18 protein-coding genes and 1 riboswitch are annotated in these 20457 nt (G+C 63.3%); of the genes, 5 read left to right on the top strand and 13 right to left on the bottom strand.

The features are described 5' to 3' along the window. Nucleotides 1-17: 17 nt before the first annotated feature. Nucleotides 18-989: a Tim44 domain-containing protein gene (locus MUU55_RS02140; protein ID WP_244759115.1), complete on the top strand. Its 972-nt coding sequence runs from the start codon at nucleotides 18-20 to the stop codon at nucleotides 987-989. A 198-nt stretch (nucleotides 990-1187) separates the two neighbouring features. On the opposite strand, the gene MUU55_RS02145 is transcribed toward MUU55_RS02140, so the two are convergent. The 4 genes from MUU55_RS02145 to MUU55_RS02160 form a co-directional block, all read right to left on the bottom strand. Further along, on the bottom strand, nucleotides 1188-1805 hold the full coding sequence (locus tag MUU55_RS02145; protein WP_244759116.1) for an ABC-type transport auxiliary lipoprotein family protein: 618 nt from the start codon (nucleotides 1803-1805) through the stop codon (nucleotides 1188-1190). 223 nt (nucleotides 1806-2028) lie between these two features. Beyond that, nucleotides 2029-3399, bottom strand: a complete 1371-nt coding sequence (locus tag MUU55_RS02150; RefSeq protein ID WP_244759117.1) for an MlaD family protein — start codon at nucleotides 3397-3399, stop codon at nucleotides 2029-2031. 61 nt (nucleotides 3400-3460) lie between these two features. Then, on the bottom strand, nucleotides 3461-4246 hold the full coding sequence (locus MUU55_RS02155) for an ABC transporter ATP-binding protein (protein WP_244759118.1): 786 nt from the start codon (nucleotides 4244-4246) through the stop codon (nucleotides 3461-3463). 8 nt (nucleotides 4247-4254) lie between these two features. Then, the gene (locus tag MUU55_RS02160; RefSeq protein ID WP_244759119.1) at nucleotides 4255-5409 is read right to left on the bottom strand and encodes an ABC transporter permease; all 1155 of its coding nucleotides are present in this window, start codon (nucleotides 5407-5409) and stop codon (nucleotides 4255-4257) included. A gap of 134 nt (nucleotides 5410-5543) precedes the next feature. Here MUU55_RS02160 and dgcA point away from each other — a divergent pair, with 134 nt between their 5' ends. After that, nucleotides 5544-6527 carry an N-acetyl-D-Glu racemase DgcA gene (gene dgcA / locus MUU55_RS02165; protein WP_244759120.1) on the top strand — a complete coding sequence of 328 codons (984 nt, stop codon included), beginning with the start codon at nucleotides 5544-5546 and terminating at the stop codon, nucleotides 6525-6527. On the opposite strand, the gene MUU55_RS02170 is transcribed toward dgcA, so the two are convergent. Next, on the bottom strand, nucleotides 6497-7714 hold the full coding sequence (locus MUU55_RS02170) for an MFS transporter (protein WP_244759121.1): 1218 nt from the start codon (nucleotides 7712-7714) through the stop codon (nucleotides 6497-6499). The two genes, dgcA and MUU55_RS02170, sit on opposite strands and share 31 nt — an antisense overlap. A gap of 110 nt (nucleotides 7715-7824) precedes the next feature. Then, on the bottom strand, nucleotides 7825-8661 hold the full coding sequence (locus MUU55_RS02175) for a UDP-2,3-diacylglucosamine diphosphatase (protein ID WP_244759122.1): 837 nt from the start codon (nucleotides 8659-8661) through the stop codon (nucleotides 7825-7827). 235 nt (nucleotides 8662-8896) lie between these two features. Between MUU55_RS02175 and MUU55_RS02180 the strand changes: the two genes are divergently transcribed. Continuing rightward, a complete protein-coding gene (locus MUU55_RS02180; protein WP_244759123.1) occupies nucleotides 8897-11209 on the top strand; it encodes an NADP-dependent malic enzyme in 2313 nt (770 codons plus the stop codon). 15 nt (nucleotides 11210-11224) lie between these two features. On the opposite strand, the gene MUU55_RS02185 is transcribed toward MUU55_RS02180, so the two are convergent. Continuing rightward, nucleotides 11225-11587, bottom strand: a complete 363-nt coding sequence (locus MUU55_RS02185; RefSeq protein ID WP_244759124.1) for a winged helix-turn-helix transcriptional regulator — start codon at nucleotides 11585-11587, stop codon at nucleotides 11225-11227. A 110-nt stretch (nucleotides 11588-11697) separates the two neighbouring features. On the opposite strand from MUU55_RS02185, the gene MUU55_RS02190 reads away from it, so the two are divergent. Next, nucleotides 11698-12405, top strand: coding sequence for a glutathione S-transferase family protein (locus MUU55_RS02190; RefSeq protein WP_244759125.1), 708 nt, complete (start codon nucleotides 11698-11700; stop codon nucleotides 12403-12405). Between the two features lie 36 nt (nucleotides 12406-12441). Here the strand turns inward: MUU55_RS02190 and MUU55_RS02195 are convergent, their stop codons facing one another. Both MUU55_RS02195 and MUU55_RS02200 read right to left on the bottom strand, forming a co-directional pair. Continuing rightward, complete coding sequence (locus tag MUU55_RS02195; protein WP_244759126.1) at nucleotides 12442-14028, bottom strand: ABC-F family ATP-binding cassette domain-containing protein; 1587 nt, start codon at nucleotides 14026-14028, stop codon at nucleotides 12442-12444. A 152-nt stretch (nucleotides 14029-14180) separates the two neighbouring features. Beyond that, nucleotides 14181-15245 carry a phytanoyl-CoA dioxygenase family protein gene (locus MUU55_RS02200; RefSeq protein WP_244759127.1) on the bottom strand — a complete coding sequence of 355 codons (1065 nt, stop codon included), beginning with the start codon at nucleotides 15243-15245 and terminating at the stop codon, nucleotides 14181-14183. 267 nt (nucleotides 15246-15512) lie between these two features. On the opposite strand from MUU55_RS02200, the gene MUU55_RS29280 reads away from it, so the two are divergent. After that, entirely contained in the window at nucleotides 15513-16613 is a 1101-nt protein-coding gene (locus MUU55_RS29280) for a DUF2865 domain-containing protein (RefSeq protein WP_244759128.1), read from the top strand. Between the two features lie 6 nt (nucleotides 16614-16619). Here the strand turns inward: MUU55_RS29280 and bluB are convergent, their stop codons facing one another. From bluB to MUU55_RS02225, 4 genes are all read right to left on the bottom strand, one after another. Next, nucleotides 16620-17306 carry a 5,6-dimethylbenzimidazole synthase gene (gene bluB, locus MUU55_RS02210; RefSeq protein ID WP_244759129.1) on the bottom strand — a complete coding sequence of 229 codons (687 nt, stop codon included), beginning with the start codon at nucleotides 17304-17306 and terminating at the stop codon, nucleotides 16620-16622. Between the two features lie 45 nt (nucleotides 17307-17351). Further along, nucleotides 17352-17573: riboswitch (cobalamin riboswitch) on the bottom strand. A 104-nt stretch (nucleotides 17574-17677) separates the two neighbouring features. After that, nucleotides 17678-19114, bottom strand: a complete 1437-nt coding sequence (locus tag MUU55_RS02215; RefSeq protein ID WP_244759130.1) for a sensor domain-containing diguanylate cyclase — start codon at nucleotides 19112-19114, stop codon at nucleotides 17678-17680. 200 nt (nucleotides 19115-19314) lie between these two features. After that, nucleotides 19315-20139, bottom strand: a complete 825-nt coding sequence (locus MUU55_RS02220; protein WP_244759131.1) for a TolB family protein — start codon at nucleotides 20137-20139, stop codon at nucleotides 19315-19317. A gap of 3 nt (nucleotides 20140-20142) precedes the next feature. After that, nucleotides 20143-20457, bottom strand: a complete 315-nt coding sequence (locus MUU55_RS02225) for a hypothetical protein (protein ID WP_244759132.1) — start codon at nucleotides 20455-20457, stop codon at nucleotides 20143-20145.

Here is a 20457-nt window from a genome sequence, read left to right on the forward strand (position 1 = left end):
GGAAGAGAGACGAAAATATGATTTTTATACAGGGATTTGGGCGTGTGCTGGCAACGCTGGCGATCGCGCTGATGACAATCGTCACGGTGGTTGACGTCGCCGAAGCGCGCCGTGCCGGCGGCGGTTTCGGCAGCCGCGGCACCCGCACGTTCACCACACCCTCGACGACGCGCACATCGCCGACGGAGGCCCAGCCGATCGACCGCACCATGACGCGCCAGCAGTCGGCGCAGCCCTCCGCGGGCCGCAACACGACGGCCGCGAACCAGCGCCCCGGCCTGTTCGGCGGCTTTGGCGGCAGGTTGCTCGGCGGCCTGATGCTTGGCGGCCTCGTCGGCATGCTTCTCGGCTCCGGCCTCGGCGGCGGCATCGGTTTCCTCGGCCTCATCCTGCAGGTGGCGCTGATCGCCGGCCTGTTCTTCTTCCTGCGGCGCATGTTCGCGCAGCGCAATGCACCGGCCTATGCCGGCAATAGTCAGGCGCGCAGCGCCTATCAGGGCGGCGCCTCCGACTTCGAGATCCCGCGCATCGGCGGCGGCAACCGGCAGGCGGCTGTCCAACCGAAAAACAGTGATGAAATCGGCATCCAGCAGACGGACCTGGAACAGTTCGAAAGCATGCTGAAGGAATTGCAGGCAGCCTATGCGGCGGAAGACTTCCGCACGCTGCGCCAGATCACGACGCCGGAAGCAATGTCCTATCTCGCCGAGGAACTGAGCGACAACGCCACCCAGGGTCTGAGGAACGAGGTCAAGGATATCCATCTCGTGCAGGGCGACGTCGCAGAATCCTGGCGCGAAGGGTCGGATGACTATGCGACCGTCGCGATGCGCTATGAGAGCATTGACGTGATGCGCGACCGCTCGACCGGCAAACTGGAGTCCGGTGATCCGGACAATCTGACGGAAGCCGTCGAAATCTGGACATTCCTGCGCCGCAACGGTGGTGAATGGAAGGTATCGGCCATCCAGGGCGTCGCCGACGCCTGATCAGGCAAGGGGGCGGCACAGGTCGCCCTCCTCCGGCCTGCCAACTATCTTCTCCCCGTTTGCGGGGAGAAGGAAAAGGGTACGACGGTTTCTTCCTGTCGCATCGTCAGACTTTATGAAAATCAGGCATCCTCTCCTTCCCTCCGCCTGCGGAGAGAAGTGCCTGCAAGGTGATGAGAGGCTTCTAAATCCGAAAAATCAGATCGTGGAGAGCGTCCAGCCGACGATATCGGCTGTCACGCGCGCAAAGGCAGCATCGAGCGCCTTCACGAAAGCCGGGTTGCCCGTGCCGCTGACTGGCACCGTCGCACGAAACACTTTTTGCGACCGCACCGTGCCATTGCGATCATTGAGCAGCTTGGCCGAAATTTCCACAACGGCGGTATCCGCACCCGCGGCCTGCACCTCGAAGGATCTGATATCGGTGACGAGCTGGTAGTCGATCGCAAGGCCCTGCCCCGGCATGCCGACACCGCCGAGACGACCGGTGTTTTCGAAGGCCTGGACGAGCTTCGACTGCACCATCTTGCTCAGGCTGTCGCTCCACTGCGCCTTGGCGAGATACTGGATCTCGGACGGCGTCGGGCGAATGACGATCTGCTCGCTGTCGAGCGCCTTCAAGGCGGAAGGCTGCGGCACAAGAAGCTGACGGCTCTTTGCGGACGGGCCTTCGACGGCACTCAGGGCCGAAAGGCTGAACGTATCGTTGTTCGCCGCCTTGCTGCCGCAGCCGGCAAGCGTTGCCGCCAGAACCACGATCAGGGCAGCGCGCGCCGCCGTTCCGTTCCGCAACAACTCGATACCCGATACTGTCATCTCGTCCTCTAAGCCACAGACTCAATGTCTAGCAGCGGCACAACAACAAGTCACGGCTGCGATACCGGACAAATTCACGTCCCAAACATCCGAAGTACCATTGTGGAAATAGAGCCACACCTAAAACCCACAGCATTTCCGATTTTCTTCAAATCGCGAAATACTCTATCTGTTTTGCGCAATTCCAGCCGCAAAACCGCGTCGCACTTTTGCTGGAATTGCTTTAGCGCCGCGTGCGGCCGTCATACTGTTTCACCGTCTCGCCACCGAACAGCAGGCGCTGCGGATCACGCTCGAAGCCTGATATCGCGCTGTCGAGGTTCTGGATCGTCCGGCGCGTATCCAGCACGAGCGCCTCGACATCGCGCAGGCCCGAGCCGGAGAAGCGCTGGAGGCCATCGGCAATCGGGCCGATGCGGCCGTTCAGCGTATCGGCCGCCTGCTTGATCGATTGCAGCGTGGCCTTGGCCTCGGCAAAGAGCGATTCGGAGTCGCCTTCACCCAGGAAGCCGTCGAGCTTGGCGAGCACGCCATCGACGCGGGTGGAGGCCGCGTTCAGCTTCTTGGTCATCTGCTGCACGTCGGTGATGATCTGGTCGATATCTCCCTCGCGCTCGCCGATGCGGTTTGCCACCCCCGTGACGGAGGCGATCGCCTTGCGAGCATCGGCGCTTGCCACCGAAATGTTGTCGATCGCGCCCGAAACCTTCTGCGTGTCGACCGCGGCAATCAGCGTATCGACCTTGTCGAGCGCCGCATTGGCATTTTTGCCAAAGGTATCGAAGGTTTCCGCCGTCTTGCGGAACCCTTCGACCGTCGCCTTCACGTCACCGGAGGCCGCCGCGATGTCCTTGCTGATCTTGTCGACATTGCCGACGAAGTCCTCGACCTTCCTGGGATCGACGGCCTTGATGAGGTCATCGACCGAAGCAAGCGTCGAATCCAGTCGGCCGGAGAGATTGCGGAAGGTTTCCGACAGGCCGCCAACGCTCTTCAGGAACTCATCGATATTCTTGCCGTTGCGGGCAAGCGAATCGGAGAACTGCTCGGCATTGTTGATGGTCTTGGTCAGCGGTCCGCGCGCATCGGCGACAAAACCCTGGATGTCGGTGATGGCGGCATCGGCGCGCTTCAGGATCTTGTCAGCAGTCGACAGGATGTTGGTGACGCTCGACTGCTCTGCCTGGAGAACGGCAGCCGTCTCTGTATCGAAGGCCTTCTGGAGAATATTATCGGCGCCGGCATCGCCACCTGACAGTTCGATATAGGCCGCCCCCGTCAGGCCCTGCACTTCGAGCACGGCCGAAGTCGATTGCTTGACCGGCGCACTTGTCGCAACTTCCGTCATGGCGACGGAAAAGCGCGGGTCGTCGGCATCGATGGCGAGGCTGCGCACGGAGCCCACCGGGATGCCGTTGAAACGCACGGGCGAACCGATGCTCAGACCGTTGGCGGAGCCCGGAATGCGGATGGCGAGCTGCGCCATGTCGCCGCTCCGGCCATATTGCGACATCCAGTAGACGAAGCCGAAAGCGGCGGCCATCACGAGAACGGTGAAGAAACCGACGATGGCGTAATTGGCTTTCGTTTCCATGCTTCAGGCTATCCCGCTTCGCAATTCCTATTCCGGGGCAGCGAGGCTCCCGGATATTTTTTCACGGCTTCCGGACGATGGAGCGCGCGCGCTTGCCCTGGAAATAGGACTGCACCCATGGATCGTCAAAGGCCAGCATGTCCTCGATCGTGCCTTCGACCATGACCTTCTTCTTCCCGAGAACGGCAATGCGGTCGCAGACCGAAAACAGGCTGTCGAGGTCGTGAGTCACCATATACACGGTCAATCCCAGGGTGTCGCGCAGTTTGGCGATCAGTTCGTCGAATTCGGCCGCACCGATCGGGTCGAGGCCTGAGGTCGGCTCGTCGAGAAAGACCAGCGCCGGGTCGAGCGCGAGCGCCCGTGCCAGTGCGGCGCGTTTGATCATGCCGCCAGAAAGTTCTGAGGGAAACTTGTCCGCCGCCTCCGGCGCGAGGCCCACCAGCTCGATCTTCAACTTCGCCAGCTCGTCCATCATCGCCTGCGGCAGGTCGAGATATTCGCGCATCGGTACCTGGATGTTTTCCTTCACCGTCAGCGAGGAAAACAGCGCACCGTGCTGGAAGAGCACACCGAGCTTCATGTCGAGCGCCAGGCGCTGGGCTTGCGTCGCCTTGTCGAAATCCGTGCCGAAGATGCGAATATTGCCGGAGCGACGCGGCAGAAGACGCAGCACGGTGCGCATCAGCACGGACTTGCCGGTGCCGGAGGCGCCGACGAAGCCGAGGATTTCACCGCGATGGATATCGAGGTTCAGCCGGTCGAGCACGACATTGCTGCCGAAGGCCACGGTCAGGTCCTTGACCGAAAGCACGACATCATCCTGTTTTTCGAGAGCCGGATCCATGCGCGTTCCTAGAAATCGATTGCCGCGTAGAACATGGCAAACAGACCATCGACGAGGATGACGACGAAGATCGACTTCACCACGGCGGCCGTGACATGGCGCCCGAGCGATTCGGCACTGCCGCCAACCTTCAACCCCTCCACGGAAGCGACGATGCCGATGATCAGCGCCATGAAGGGCGCCTTGATCATGCCGGATACCACCGTCGAGAGATCGATGGCCTCGCGCAGACGCGAGAGAAACGTATCGAAGGTGATGCCGGAATAGGCCCAGGCGACGCAGGCCGCGCCGAACAGTGCGGCGAAGTTCGCGATGATGGTGAGCAGCGGCAGCGCGACGGTCAGCGCAACGAGCCGTGGAAAGACGAGCACGCCGACAGGGCTGAGACCCATGACCTTCAGCGCATCGATCTCCTCGCGCATCTTCATCGAGCCGATTTCGGCGGTGATGGCGCTGCCGGAGCGGCCAGCGATCATGATCGCGGTCAGGAGCACGCCGATTTCGCGCAGCTGAAGGATGCCGACGAGGTCGACGACGAAGACCTCGGCCCCGAAATAGCGCAGCTGGAAGGCACCCTGCTGGGCGATGATGGCGCCGATAAGGAACGACATCAACAGGATGATCGGCACGGCGCGCACGCCCATATGGTCGATCTGGTGCACGATCGCGGCGGGAGACAGCCCGCTACGGCGGCCGATCTTCAACTGCGCACCGCGCACTGCCGATCCGAGGATGAACATGGCGGCAACCGTATCGTCCCAGGCGTCCATAACGACGCGACCGACCGGTGAGAAAACGCGCTCAAATAGCGTGGCCCGATTTGCCTTTTCCGTGCGCGGCTCGGCAAGCTTTTCAGGCAGAGCAGAGACGAGGTCGGCATAACGCTCGCCATCGCCGTCCCTGAGATGCACCTCGCCGCCGCCGGATTGCCGCTCGGTGATGGCGCGGCGCAGCAGCCACGCACCGGCCGTATCCATTTCGGAGACGCCACTGAGATCAACCTCCAGCGCACCGCCCTTGCCCCCGGCCAGGTCGGCAAGCCGCTTTGCGCCGGCAACGGCGGTCGTGTTCACCCAGTGGCCGGACAGGCGCCAGACCTCCCCGCCATTGTCCGGCAGGCTTTCGCTCACGATATCGGCTGAAGGGCTGGCGGCTGTGGTCAAGTCTCTTGCATCTTCCCGTGCTTGCGGCACAACATGCGCCTGTCTTATCGGCTCGCCGGCCATCTGTCACCGAACGAACCGGCAAAAGCCCGTTTCCGCCTCGAATTTTTCGGGGCCAGCCAGGATCCCGCCCGATGCATCGCAGACTGCGCGCAACCGCCGAAACCTTCCCGATTGCCGGGGCCTTCACGATTTCCCGTGGCGCCAAGACGACAGCCGAGGTGGTGATCTGCGAAATCGAGTCCTCCGGACAGATCGGCCGGGGCGAATGCGTGCCCTATGCCCGCTACGGCGAATCAGTGCCCGGCGTGCTGGCCGCAATCGAGGAGATGCGTGGCATCGTCGAGGACAATATCGGTCGCGAGGACCTTGCCCGCATCATGCCGGCCGGGGCCGCCCGCAACGCCATCGATTGCGCCCTTTGGGACCTCGAAGCCAAACTTTCGGGCGTGCCGACCTGGCAAGTCATCAACGCCGCCGCCCCGCAGAAACTCGTCACCGCCTACACGCTCTCGCTCGGCGAGCCCGAGGCCATGCAGCGCCAGGCCGCCGAGCATGCCGGCCGCGCCCTTCTCAAGGTGAAAGTCGGCACGGCCGACGATGCCGCCCGCATCAGGGCCGTGCGCGCCGGCGCCCCCGACAGCGCGATCATCCTCGACGCCAACGAGGGCTGGACGCCCGAAAACCTCGCCTACCACTTCGCCATTTGCGCGGAGGCGCGCATCGCGCTCGTCGAGCAGCCGCTGCCGGCCGGAAACGATTCGGCACTTTCAGACCATGCGCGACCGATCCCGGTCTGCGCGGACGAAAGCGTGCATCGCACGGAGGACGTGGCAAAGCTCGTCGACCGCTACGACGCGATCAACATCAAGCTCGACAAGGCTGGCGGCCTGACGGAGGCGCTGGCGTTACGCGAAGCCGCCCGCGAACTGGGGCTGAAGATCATGGTGGGCTGCATGGTCGGCACGTCGCTCGGCATGGCGCCGGCGGTGCTTCTGGCGCAGGGCGCCGATTTCGTCGATCTCGACGGCCCCCTGCTGCTGGCGCGCGACCGAATGCCCGGCCTGCATTACGAAGGATCCTCGGTCTATCCGCCCGAAGCAACGCTCTGGGGCTGAAGTCGCCCGGCGAAAACCCGGCCGGCGACGACGCAGGCGAGACCGGCTGCGGCGATGAAGGACATCAGATAGAAGCCGTGCACGCCGTACCAGTTGAAAACATAGCCTGACAGGAAGGTCGCGATTGCCGTGAAGATGCCGGTGTAGAAATAGTAGAGCCCCTGAGCGGAGGCTTCCTGTTCTTCCGCCACGCGCTCCACGAGACGGCTCTGCACGCTCATATGGATGATGGCGTAGGTGAAGGCGTGCAGACATTGCAGCATGAAGTAGCCGGCAAACGACATGTCCATCGGAAAGATGATCCAGCGGACGACCGCCACGCTGCTGCCGACGATCATCATGGACCACAGATTGAAGCGGCGGCGGAGCTGGACGGCAAGCAGGAAGAAAACCACCTCGGCCATGACCCCGGCACTCCAGAGAATGCCGACATCCACGCCGCTGAAGCCCATCTTCTGCCAATAGATCGCCGAAAAGGCGAAGAGCATGGCATGGCTGGAATTCACCAAGGCGACACCGATCAGCATGAACTGCACATCCGCCTGCCGAAGCGTGCTTTTCGTCGGCATGGTGGCGATCGCCGAGATCGGCGACGGCCGGCGCGGCTTGCCGACCCGCGGCGCGATCACCGCGCCGAGCACCGTCAGGACGAAGCCCACTGCCATCGCCGGCAGCACCATGGAACCACCATAGAGGCCGGCAAGCCAGCCGCCGATCATCGTCGCAACGATGAAGGCGAGCGAGCCCCAGAGCCGCATCCGGCCATAATCGAAATTCCAGCGCCGTACGCCCGACAGCATGATCGCCTCGGTGATCGGCACATAGGGCGAATAGACCGCGCCCTGCAGCGTGTAGAGCAGCAGCACCGGCCAGAACGATCCCGTCGCAAAGAGCGCGATCGCCGTCGTGAGCGACAGCACTGCCGACCAGGCGAGCATGATCGAACGTTCACCGATTCGATCTGCGATGACGCCGGCCACCGGTGCGGTAAAGACACGCACAAACATCGGCACGGCCAGAATGATACCGATCTGGAAATCGCTCATCGACAAGGTTTCCAGCCAGACGGGAAAGAACGGCAAGGCAATGCCGTTCACCATCATCGGAGCGCTGAAAACGAGGGCGATGCGCGCGACGAAGAACGGCGGCGCGCCTGATGTCACGTTGAACCCGGAAGGGGCAGTCATGGCGGGGAACCTGAATTGGAACATCCCCGCTCTAGCATGCCGATGTACGTACGCCAATCCGCTATTTCTGCCGGGTGATTTCGTGCCGGTCGCGCCTGTGTCGCAACGTGTCAGGCGGCCTCTGCCCCTGCCGTTGCGACAACGCCGAGGCTGCGGCTGGCGATCGACACCGGCTCGGGCACCGCCGTCAGCGTCTGCCAGGTGATCAGTTCCATCTCGCCATCGTGATGCTCAGCAATCGCCGTGCAGCTTTCGACCCAGTCGCCGCTGTTGATGTAGCGAATGCCGTCGATCTCGGTGATGACGGCGTGGTGGATGTGGCCGCAGATCACGCCGTCGGCATCGTTGCGGCGCGCTTCCTCGACGACGACCTTCTGGAACTCGCCGATGAAATTCACGGCCGTCTTCACCTGCTGCTTGGCCCAGGATGAGAACGACCAGTAGGGCAGCCCGAGGCGGCGGCGGATGGCGGCAAAAACGACATTGATGGCGATTGCCGCGTCATAGGCCCAATCGCCGAGATAGGCGACCACGCGGGCATGGCGTACCACGACATCGAACTCGTCGCCGTGCAGGACGAGATAGCGCTTGCCGTCGGCGGCCTCGTGGATCATGCGCTCGGCCACTTCGACGCCGCCGAAATGCGTGCCGGGGAAGTCGCGCAGGAATTCGTCGTGATTGCCGGGGATGTAGATGATGCGCGTGCCCTTGCGGGCCTTTCGCAGGATCTTCTGCGTGACGTCGTTGAAGGACTGCGGCCAGTACCAGTTGCGCTTCAGCCGCCAGCCATCGACGATATCGCCGACGAGCACGATCGTCTCGGCCTCATGGTGACGCAGGAAGTCGATCAGGAAGTCCGCCTTGGCCGCCTTCGATCCCAGATGCACATCCGAGATGAACAGTGTGCGGAAGTGGCGGACATTGGGGTCGGCAGGCGTCGGGTTCATGCGGTTCGTCTCCGGGTGGCCGGCCGCCGCGTTCCCTTATGGACCGGCGGCTTTCGTCCCGTTGAAAACCAGACTCCTGTTTCAAATTGATGACACACCTATGCCTTTTCCGTCCGCAAATAGGCATTGCACAGGCCGGCGAATGCGGCTTTATGAAAGGTTCCGGGAACTTCACGCCGCGACGCTTTCGTGGCATGTGGAGCTGCAACCAAAACAGCATATGGCAGGAAACATCATGAGCACGGGTGACAAACCGAGGACGCAGAACGGCCCAGTCAGTGGCGACATCGACCAGCAGGCCCTCTTCTTCCACCGCCACCCCCGTCCCGGCAAGCTCGAGATCACCGCCACCAAGCCGCTCGGCAACCAGCGCGACTTGGCGCTTGCCTATTCGCCCGGCGTTGCCGCACCATGCCTCGCCATCCGCGACAATCCGGAAACAGCCGCCGAATACACGGCGCGCGCCAATCTCGTCGCCGTCGTCTCGAACGGTACGGCTGTTCTCGGCCTCGGCAATATCGGCCCGCTCGCCTCCAAGCCGGTCATGGAAGGCAAGGCCGTTCTCTTCAAGAAATTCGCCGGCATCGACGTCTTCGACATCGAAATCGACGCCCCGACCGTCGACGAGATGGTCAACGTCGTCTCCGCGCTTGAGCCGACCTTCGGCGGCATCAACCTCGAGGACATCAAGGCGCCGGAATGTTTTGAAGTCGAGCGCCAGCTGCGCGAGAAGATGGACATTCCGGTCTTCCATGACGATCAGCACGGCACGGCCATCATCGTGGCGGCCGCGGTCCTGAACGGGCTCGAGCTTGCCGGCAAGGCGCTCGGCGACGCCAAGATCGTCGCCTCCGGTGCCGGTGCGGCGGCCCTCGCCTGTCTCAACCAGCTCGTCTCACTCGGCGCGAAGGTCGAAAACATCTGGGTCCACGACATCGAAGGCCTCGTCTACAAGGGCCGCGAAGCGCTGATGGACCAGTGGAAGGCCGTCTATGCGCAGGAGACCGACAAGCGCGCGCTGTCCGAAAGCATCGATGGCGCAGACGTCTTCCTCGGCCTTTCCGCTGCCGGCGTGCTGAAGCCGGAACTGCTGACCCGCATGGCTGAAAAGCCGCTGATCATGGCGCTCGCCAACCCGACGCCGGAAATCATGCCGGAGGAGGCCCGCGCCGTGCGCCCGGATGCGATGATCTGCACCGGTCGCTCGGACTTCCCGAACCAGGTCAACAACGTCCTGTGCTTCCCCTACATCTTCCGGGGTGCGCTCGATTGTGGCGCGCGCACGATCAACGAAGAGATGAAGATGGCCGCCGTGCGCGCCATTGCGGCTCTCGCCCGCGAAGAAGTCTCCGACGTCGCCGCCCGCGCCTATTCCGGCGACACGCCGAGCTTCGGCCCGAACTACCTGATCCCCTCGCCTTTCGACCAGCGACTGATCCTGCGCATTGCACCGGCCGTCGCCCGCGCGGCCGCCGAAACCGGCGTCGCCTCGCGTCCGATCACCGACTTCGACGCCTATCTCGACCAGTTGAACCGCTTCGTCTGGCGGTCCGGCTTCATCATGAAGCCGATCTTTGCCGCCGCGAAGAAGGCCGAAAAGAAGCGCGTGATCTTTGCCGAGGGCGAGGACGAGCGCGTGCTGCGCGCCGCCCAGGTGCTGCTGGAAGAAAACACCGCCAAGCCGATCCTCATCGGCCGTCCGCAGATCATCGAAACGCGCCTGAAGCGTTACGGCCTGCGCGTGCGCCCGAATGTCGATTTCGAGGTGGTCAATCCGGAAGACGATCCGCGCTACCGCGACTATGTCGAGGACTATCTGCGCCTGGTCGGGCGCAAGGGCGTCAACCCGGAAGCCGCCCGCACCATCGTGCGCACCAACCAGACGGTCATTGCGGCCCTCTCGGTCAAGCGCGGTGAAGCGGACGCCATGATTTGCGGCATCGAAGGACGCTATGCGCGCCATCTGCGCGATGTCAGCCAGATCATCGGCAAGAAACCCGGCGTGATCGACTTTTCCGGCCTCAGCCTGCTGATCTCGCAGCGCGGCGCGACCTTCTTCACCGATACCTATGTGACGATGGAGCCGACCGCCGAGGAAGTGGCCGAGATGACCATCATGGCGGCGCAGGAAATCCGCCGCTTTGGCATCACGCCGCGCGCAGCGCTGGTTTCCCACTCGAACTTCGGTTCGCGCGACTCGGACAGCGCCTTCAAGATGCGCCGCGCCATGGAACTGGTACGCGAACAGGCGCCGGACCTCGAAGCCGATGGCGAAATGCACGGCGACGCCGCCATTTCCGAGGCGCTGCGCCAGCGCGTCATGCCGAACTCGACGCTGACGGGCGAAGCCAATCTGCTGGTCTTCCCGAACCTCGACGCTGCCAACATCACGCTCGGCGTCGTCAAGACCATGACGGACAGCCTGCATGTCGGCCCGATCCTGCTGGGTGCTGCCCTGCCCGCGCACATCCTGTCGCCGTCCGCAACCTCGCGCGGCGTAGTCAACATGGCCGCACTCGCCGTGGTGGAAGCGTCCTACCCTGCCTGATTTGCTGAGATGGCGTTACAAAACGGCCGCCGTCTCGGCGGCCGTTTTCGTTTGCGGCTTTGCACGGTCAGCGTCGTGCGCCTCCCACCAATCACCCAGCGCATCGATCATCGGCATCAGGGTATGTCCCGCGGGCGTGAGGTCATATTCGACGCGCAGCGGATATCCGTCGAACACCGTCCGAACGACGATACCGGCCTTTTCCAGCTTGCGCAGTTCGAGCGTCAGGATGCGGTGCGAGACCGTGGGATTGTCACGGCGAAGATCGCTGAAACGCTTGGTTCCGTCCTTCAGGTAGTAGATCAGCAGCGTCGGCCAGCGACCGCCCAGCACCTGCATGACCTCCTCGATCGGGCAACGGGAAACGAGATCCTTCATGGCGGGCTCCGGTGTGGTGACAAAAATGTGCGTAATTTACATGGGGACGGGCAAGGCCTAGGTCCAGTGTCGCTGCGCAGCGTGGTCAACAGAAATCACGGAGAACACCATTGGAACCGATCCTCATCTATGGCTTCCCTGCCGGAAGCTCCATGGGCCTCGTCGCCGCGTTGGAATGGCTGGGAAAACCCTACAGACTCTGCCGCGTCGACATGCTGGGCGAGATGCGCGACGCATCCTACGCACGGCTGAACGCCCGTCACGAAACCCCGGCGCTGATCACCGATGACGGCCGGGCGATCACCGAAACGATGGCAATCGCCCATTGGTTCGCCGCCCGCGACACGGAACGGCGCATCAGCTTCGATCCCCAATCGGTCGAGGCCGATCGCATGATCCAGCTCATGGCCTATATCAACACCGGCTTCACGGGCGCCTTTTCGCCACTGTGGTCGGCGCTTGAAATGGAGGAACCGGACCCGGTGCTGCAGCAATCGCTGCGGACATGGGGTCGGGAGGCTGTCATCGAGCGGCATGACAAGCTGGAGGCCATGCTCGGTGCCACGCTATACCTCGTCGGCGAAAGTCCGACGCTCGCCGACGGTCTCCTGATCGGCGTCGCACGCTGGCTCGATTACCACGACGTCGCCCCCGCCGGCCGCTGGCCGCGCATCGAAGCGATCCGCCGCCGGCTGGAAGCGGATCCGGCCGTACATTTCGCCACCGCGCTCGAAAGCGGCGAAATCCCAACCGGCTCCGGCGCCTTCAAGGGGCATGTCCCCCTCGCCGAGGTCATCGACCGGTTCGGCCGCGCCTGATGGAGAAAGGCCGGAGCGAGTCCCGGCCTTTCGTTCCTACACCGCCGCGACGAGCGCCAACCGCCGCGTGATTGCAATCGCCTGCAGGAAGCTCTCGTCGTGGCTGACGACGAGCAGCGCCCCGTCATAGGCACGAAGCCCCGCCTCCACCGCCTCGATGGATGAGATATCGAGGTGGTTGGTCGGCTCATCGAGAATGAGCAGCGGCGGCGGTCGCCCGCCTCCGAGCACGCAGGCAAGCCCGGCGCGCAGCAACTGTCCGCCGCTGAGGCTTCCGGCGATCTGCAAGGCCGCATCGGCGCGGAACATGAAGCGCGCCAGCGCCGCCCGGCAGTCGTTTTCGTCGGTCTCCGGATTGAGACGGCGGAAATTGTCGCGGATCGAGAGGCCAGCATCCAGCAGGCTGACGCGCTGGTCGAGCAACGCAAAATCCGTGAAGACGCACACACTGCCCTGCAAGGGCTGCACCTGCCCCGTCACGAGCCTAAGAAGGGTCGTCTTGCCCGAACCGTTCGGCCCCGTCACGGCGAGACGCTCCGGCCCCGTGATCGCTAAGGAAAGATCGCGAAGAACCGGCCGTTCAGGGACATAACCGGCCGTCACGGTATCGATCTTCAGCACCGTCTTGCCGGCGGCCAGATGCGTGGACGGTACGCTGACCGTGAACGGTTGCAGGATTTCGATGCGCTCGCGCGCCGCAACGACGGCCCCGGTCGCCTGCGCCTGGCGGCTTTCGGCAAGTCGCACATTCGCCCCGCTCGTCAGTTCACTGCGCTCCTTCATAGCGCCCAGCATGATGCGCGGGATGTCGCCGCGTGCCCTTTTTCTACGGCCGGCGCTGTCCTTGCGCGCCTTCCGCTCGGCGACGACCTGCATGGTGCGTGACACCTCGGCGGCGTGTTTTTCCGCGTGCGAGAGGTCGTGCTGTGCGGCAGCCAGCTCCAGCGCCTTGCGCGCACGGTACGCACTCCAGTTACCGCTGTAGCGCGTCGCGCCGAGCGATGTCAGTTCGACGATGGCATCCATGGTGTCCAGCAGTTCGCGATCATGGCTGACGACCACCGCGCCGGCCCGCCAGCCGGCCAGCATGTCGATCACAGCCTGCCGGCCGTCGCGGTCGAGATTGTTGGTCGGCTCGTCGAGCAGCAGGAAATCCGGTTCGCTGAAGAGAAGTGCGGCCAGCGCCGCGCGCGTGCGCTGGCCACCGGAAAGGGCCGCCAGATGCGTTGCAGCGTGTGCCGCCAACCCGACACGGGCCAGGGCTGCGTCAAGGCGCGGTTCAAGCGTCCAGTCCGCCTCCATCAGCGTCTCGGCATCCGCTTCACCCCGTTCGGCGCGACGCAGAAGATCGAGCGCCTCTTCGATGCCGAAAAGGCTGGCGATGGTTTCGTGTGGGCCGACCTGCACGCTCTGGCGCAGCACGCCGATGGTGCCATCGATAGAGATGCCGCCAGCGAGCGGCTGGAGATCGCCGGCTGTCAACCTCAGCAGCGTTGTCTTGCCGACGCCGTTGCGGCCGACAAGGCCGGCGCGTTCGCGGCCGAAACTCAAATCGATATTGGAAAGAAGCGCGTGGCCGTCAGGCGTGGACCACGAAATTTTGGATAGGGTGATGGAAGGCATGGATACGGAATTCCCCGAGGACAAAACGAAGTCGATTTGTGGTCGGGTTGAAATCCATGCTGCACCATCCGGTCGGTGTTGACGACGTGAGGATATGTAGAGCCCGACCGGCCGCGTTGCAAGGGCAAGCCGCCGGTCGGGAAAGTCGAAGGTCAGGTCGCCGGCGGCTTGTCGAGGCGCTTGGACCATTCATCGGCCTTGCCGCGGCCGGCATCCCGCCAGGGCGACCCCTTGATGCCAAGCCTGCTGCGCAAGCGCATGCCCGAGATGATCCAGCGGTTCATGCCGGATGCGATGAAGGGCAGCGAGGCGATATGAAGACCCGTGAAGGGCAGGAACGGGTTACGGCGAAGCGAGCCATAAATCTCGATACGCGTCGTCGTCTTGTAGCTCGGGCTGCGGGCGTGGAAACCGTGCGTATCGGCAACGACGAGTGTGTTGGCCTTCACGGTCATCTTGACTGGCTGGCTGTAACCGAGTGCGCCAAGTTCATCGGGCATGATGCGCAGCGAGCCACGAGCGGAATAGATGTTTTCCAGCGCATCGGCATTCTCGCTGATGCCGCGCTCCCATGCGAGGCGTTGCGGCGTCATCTCGTGCGAGCCCGGCACGTAAGCGAACGGGCCGTCCTCTTCGCCGACATCGCGCAGGAACAGCCAGGCCTTCGCCGTCGGCTGGAACGTATCGCTGTGCAGCGCCGTCTGCGGATCGGTCGAACCGGCAGAGACGACCGACGGCAGGGCCATGACGATCTGTACGACCAGCAACGGCTGACCGGCATGGGAGGAGACATACCGAAGGAGATTGGTGAGGCGCGGATCGTTGCGCGCGGCCTTGAAGCCCGGCAGGCTCTCGAGGTCGCTGTCGTCGATGATCGCGCGCCGCGTGACCGTCGCCCCCTGCTTCATGTCATGGCGCTCGAAATCGCGCTCGGCCAGCTCCCGCGTGACGGCTTCGAAAACCTCGGGCGACAGAAAATTCTCGATCTTCACGAAGCCGGTCTCGGCATATTGCTTGCGGTGATCCGGTGCGACGAGATTTTCCAGCTTCTTGCGGCGCCATGCGGCCATGCGCATGGCCAGCGAGACGCGCTTCTCATGCAGGCCCTTTTTGTTGAGCCACTTGCTGCCGATAACAGGGTTGTCGGCAAAGGATTTTGCGCCCGAAGCGAGCTGGAGCGCATAGATCGGGCTCAACAAGACCGACGATATCTTCATAGTAACCTGCCTGCGGGGTGATCCTGTCGCCCAACGGGCGACCGGCGCCATAACCGGCTGTTGTATTTGCCGAGAGTGCTACACCATGCCCATGGCGAGATCAATTGCGCCTCGCGCGCAAAGGTGACTGTATAACTCATATTATACGGCGTGCCGTTAATCACAAAACCGGGAGCGCGTTGCACCTCGCGCGCCGTGGCTTATGATAGGAAGTGAAAAGCGGCCAGCCCTGGCCGTTTTCCAGGTTCGACAACGGGATTCCACGACGTGAAGGGACGTTTGCGCCTTTTGTTCGCCATCGCGACCGGTCTGCCGCTGCTCGTTTCGGGTGGCGCGGCGGCTTCGAACGTCTGCGACCGCATTCAGGCGGAACTGGCAAACCTGCCGCGTGTGGTCGTCGACACGACGAGCGCCCGAAAATATGCCGGGGCCATCGCCCGCCAGAACATCCAGTTGCGCAAGGCCAAGAGCGACCAGCGCCGCCTTGGCTGCTCCAGCGGCAGCATCACCGTCTTCGGCGGCGCAAACGAAGCGGCCTGCGATACGCTGGACGCCGTCATCGGCAAGATGGAGCGCAACCTTCATATCCTCGATCGCAAGCGTCGCGAATTTGCCGGCGGCACGTCCTCACAGGGACCGCGCAACCGCCTGCTCGCCTCGCTGGAGACGAATGGTTGCAACGACGAGGCGAAGGTGATGCCGATTGCGGCGACCGAGACCTTGCGTACGTTGCAGGACGATACGCGCACCCTGCCGCTCGGCACCATGCCCGAGGATGGCGAGCGGCTGCAGCTGCGCTCGCTCGGCGGCAGCTCCGGCCACGGGAACTTGCGCACCGTTTGCGTGCGCACCTGCGACGGCGGCTTCTTCCCCATTTCCTCCGGCGCCACACCGCTCGATTTCCGCCGCGACCAGAAAGTCTGCGCCATGATGTGCCCGCAGACCGAGACGCAGCTCTTCTACCAGTCGATGACGCCGGGTCAGGAGACCGAGCAGATGACATCGACCGTCACTGGCCGTCCCTACCGCGATCTTGAGCATGCTTTCAGCTATCGCACCCGCGATCTTTCCAAGCCCGGCACCTGCGGATGCAATCTCTCCGCCTATTATCAGGAGATGATCAAGCGGGAGAAGGCGATGAAGGGCGAGGCGGCGGGCACGACGGACGACGCCGCGCCCGAAACCGGCTCCATCACGACGATCGGCACGCAGCCGCACAAGGACACGATTGCCAAGGCGCCCGCCAGGGTCGAGGACCGCGTCTACGATCCGGCCAACAACAAGGTGCGCACCGTCGGCCCGCTCTTCCTGCCGGAAAACGAATCCGCCATCGATCTCGGCCGTCCGGCGGATGCCGGCGTCAACTGAGCAACGCTAGCCGTTTTCCGGCCACCGCTCCTCGAACACGAGCTCTTCCAGCGGCAGGCGCTGCCGCCAGCCCTTCACCGCAAGCTCGGGTTCCGCATAGAGCCGATCGACGAAGCCGACACATAGCCAGGCGACGATCTCCACATGCGGGGGAATGCCGAGAATTTCCCGTATGTCGCTGTCATGAAAGATGCTGACCCAGCCGACGCCGACGCCCTCCGCCCGTGCGGCAAGCCAGAGGTTTTGCACGGCGCAGACCGTGGAGTAGACATCCATGCGGGGATTGTGCGTTCGGCCAAGCACCACCGCGCCGCCGCGTGTCGGATCGCAGGTCACGCAGATCGACAGCGGCGCCTTCAGGATGCCCTCGAGCTTCAGCGTCCGGTAGTGCGCCTGCCGCTCGCCGGCAAACATATCGGCAGCCTCGGCATTGGCCCTGAGAAAGGCGCCATGCACCGCACGGCGGGTTTCCTCGGCACGCACCAGCAGGAAGTTCCACGGCTGCATGAAGCCGACGGACGGTGCGTTGTGCGCCGCCTGCAACAGACGGCCGACGATATCCTCGGGCAAGGCGTCTGGCAAAAACTGGTCGCGCACATCACGGCGTGTTTCGATGGCGCGGTAGACGGCCTGCCTCTCCTCACACGGGAAGGCACCCGCCCGGACGAGGTCATCCGAGACTTCTGTTCGCATCGTCATCTCCCCAACAATGCGCACGACCTGCCGCCGTCCGCGCGGTTCGGTCTATCTCGTCAGGCCGGTCTTCTGACTTCGGTTCACGCGGCCCGCACTTGCCTTCCCGGTTCAAGAACCAGTGACAAAAGCCTGAATCGATTCAAGCTTCATGGCGCGAGCCATCCCCGTCACAGCGTTGGGCACGTTCCGGACCTGGGCGCTTACGCCCGCACCGGATTCCCGATTCTCCCGCAGAAAGCGGGCACCTGACTGGCAAGAATATGCGCACGGCTATCAGCCGTGATCAAGTCTGCCCACGCCGCGCATGTGTCTCGTAGCGTCGCGGAGGCATGGCCGACAGGTTGCCGGGCCTATCGAACCCGCGGGCATCAGGCAGCCCGCGCCGCGCCCGCTTGGACCACCACCCCGTCATCGATATCGCCGGCATGGACGGCGCGGTTGCGGCCCGCATGTTTGGCCGCATAGAGCGCCGCATCGGCCATCACCATGACATCGTGCAGACTGCCGCCGTGATCGGGGAACTGCGCAATGCCCGCACTTCCGCCGATGAGCAGAAGCTGACCGTCATAGGCGATCGGCACCTGCGCGTCACGCACCAGCGCTTCCGCAAGTTCCACGAGGGTTTCGCGGGAGAAATCGCCCGTGAGAAGGACGGAGAACTCATCGCCGCCGAGACGCGCCACCGAGCCCTCGGTGCCGACACGCTCGGTAAAGCGCCGCGCCACCGCCTGCAGCACGGCATCGCCGGCGGCATGGCCGTGACGGTCGTTGACGGCCTTGAACCTGTCGAGATCCAGCGCAAGGATCGCAAACGGCTTGCCGTTCCCCTTGGCGATGATACGGCGAACGTCGTCGTCGAAGCCGCTGCGATTTTTCAACCCCGTCAGGGGGTCGTGCCGGGCAAGAAAGGCGTTTTTCGCCTCGCTGCGCTGGAGCGCCTTGACCAACGCGGAGAAACGCAGCGTCACGAACAGCATGACGGCAGCAAAGACCAGCACGAAGATCGCGATCTGCGGCAGCGCCGAGCGCCAGACGAAAGAACCCGGCATGTTGGGGCGCCAAGAGGCGACCATCGGGTTATAGGCGTCACCGCCAACCGGCGTCATCGCAAGACCCGGCTCCTCGGTGACAATGGGCGTGAAACCGAGATCGTGCACACCGAGCCGCTGCTCGGCATTGGACAGCATTTTTTGCGAGACGGGCTTGACGGTGATGAGCAGCGTTGGCTCCAGCCGGCTCGCGGGAATGTAGAGCGACTTCGGAACCACCGCCTGCACGACGACGATGCTCATGACACGATCGATGAGCCGCATGCCCGAGACGTGGATTTCCGGCAATGCCGGCGTCAGGAGATCGGGATCCTCCTTGGCTCGAGCCACCTGCCAGCCGCCGCGATCGGGAGAGAGGGCCGCACGGTAGGCACGCTCGGCGCGGCGGGTAAGGTCGCTCACCCATTGCAGCTTTTCGCGCGCTTTTCGCTCGGAGACCTTTTCCCCACGATGCACGCCGAGGATAGTCTCGCCGTCCGGCGAGGTCAGGATCATCCAGGAGAAGCCGAAATCGGACCACATCCAGTCACGCATGTGGTCATGAACGAACTTGTCGTCGGGCATGCCATGGGCGAGCGCGTTGAAACTCTTGTCCCAGAAGGACAGCTGGCTCTGATACTGCACCACCTGGTCGATCTGGTGGCTGAATTCGTTGCGGACCAGCGTGCGCTCGGTCTCGGCGACGAAGCTGTCGGCACGTTCGATGGCGTAGTCGAGGACGAAGAAGTTTGCCGCACCAAAAAGGCCTATGATCATCAAGGCTGCGGCACGGATCGCGCAATTCACCCTGCGGCGGCGCCCCGATCGACCGTTTTGCGTCTTGTCCGCCATCCCTGCCCCTGCCCGTCCCCCGCCCGTTTCGGGCCTTGTTGAGCAGAGGCTAGTTGGCAGACCGCAAAATTCGCTTAAACAGGCTGGTGAGCGAAAGCTTAACTTGCCAGCACTGGAAATTGCAGTCAGGCCGGCGCATAGCGCACGAAGGCGAATTCGTTGCCGTCAGGCGACCAGTTCGGCACGTTCATCGTGCCCTGCCCGCCGAAAAGCTCGAACAGGATGCGGGCATTTCCACCGTCCATATCCATGATGCGAAGGCGCACGTCGAGATCGCGCGGATGATCGAAGACATCGCCGTCATAGGAGAGCACGAGCAGGTGTTTTCCATCGGGCGACGGATGCGGAAACCAGTCGCCATAGGGGCTGTCGGTAATGCGTGTCGGTTCGGACCCGTCCGGTCGCACACGCCAGATCTGCATGCGGCCGGTGCGGCTGGAGTTGAAGTAGATCCATTCGCCATCCGCCGAATAGTCCGGCCCGTCATTGCGCCCTTCCCCGAAGGTGAGCCGCCTCTCCTCACCGGCAGAAACGGGAATGGTATAAATATCAAAGACATCATCGCGGATGCCGCAATAGGCCAATGTCTGCCCGTCCGGCGACCAACCGTGCCAGTAGGACGGCAGTTTCGGCGTCAGGAGCCTCGGCACACCGCCCTTGATCGGCAGCACATAGATCGCCGATTTGCCGAACTCCACCTTGTCGCTGATCACGAGCAGATGTCCGTCGGGTGAAAGCCCGTGGTCGTTGTTGCACCTGATGGCGAAGCCGGTGTCGATCCGCTCCGGCGCGCTGCCATCAAGTGAGAGCCGATAGAGCAAACCATCGCCGTTTATGACGAGAAACCGCCCGTCCCGCGAAAAATTCGGCGCCTCGACCAGCTGCTCGGTCTGCCAGACGATCCGCGTCGTGCCCGTAACGATGTTGTGGATTTCAACCGAGCTGCGCATCGTCTATTTATCCTCGCCACCCGCCACGAGCTTGCGGCAGATCGCTTGCATGAGCACAAATTTCTCTTGGTCTCGCCACGTCGTTACCAGGCCCAGCATGAGAAGAAGCACGATGCAAAGAAAGGACACGCCGAGAACGACAAGGCTGCCCGTGGCAATCCCGTAGATGCCGAACACCGTCGGAGTCGCGAAATAAGCGATCTGGGCGAAAACCTGACGGCAAGCCGAGAATTCGCTCAGCGCCCATAGTCGGATCAGCCGGGTCTCTTCCTCGGTAAATGCCGGGCGAGCGCCCGGCACGTCCTCCGGCGCGGTCAC

Origin of the sequence: Shinella curvata (assembly GCF_022899935.1) — a bacterium.
GTDB classification, from domain to species: domain Bacteria; phylum Pseudomonadota; class Alphaproteobacteria; order Rhizobiales; family Rhizobiaceae; genus Shinella; species Shinella curvata.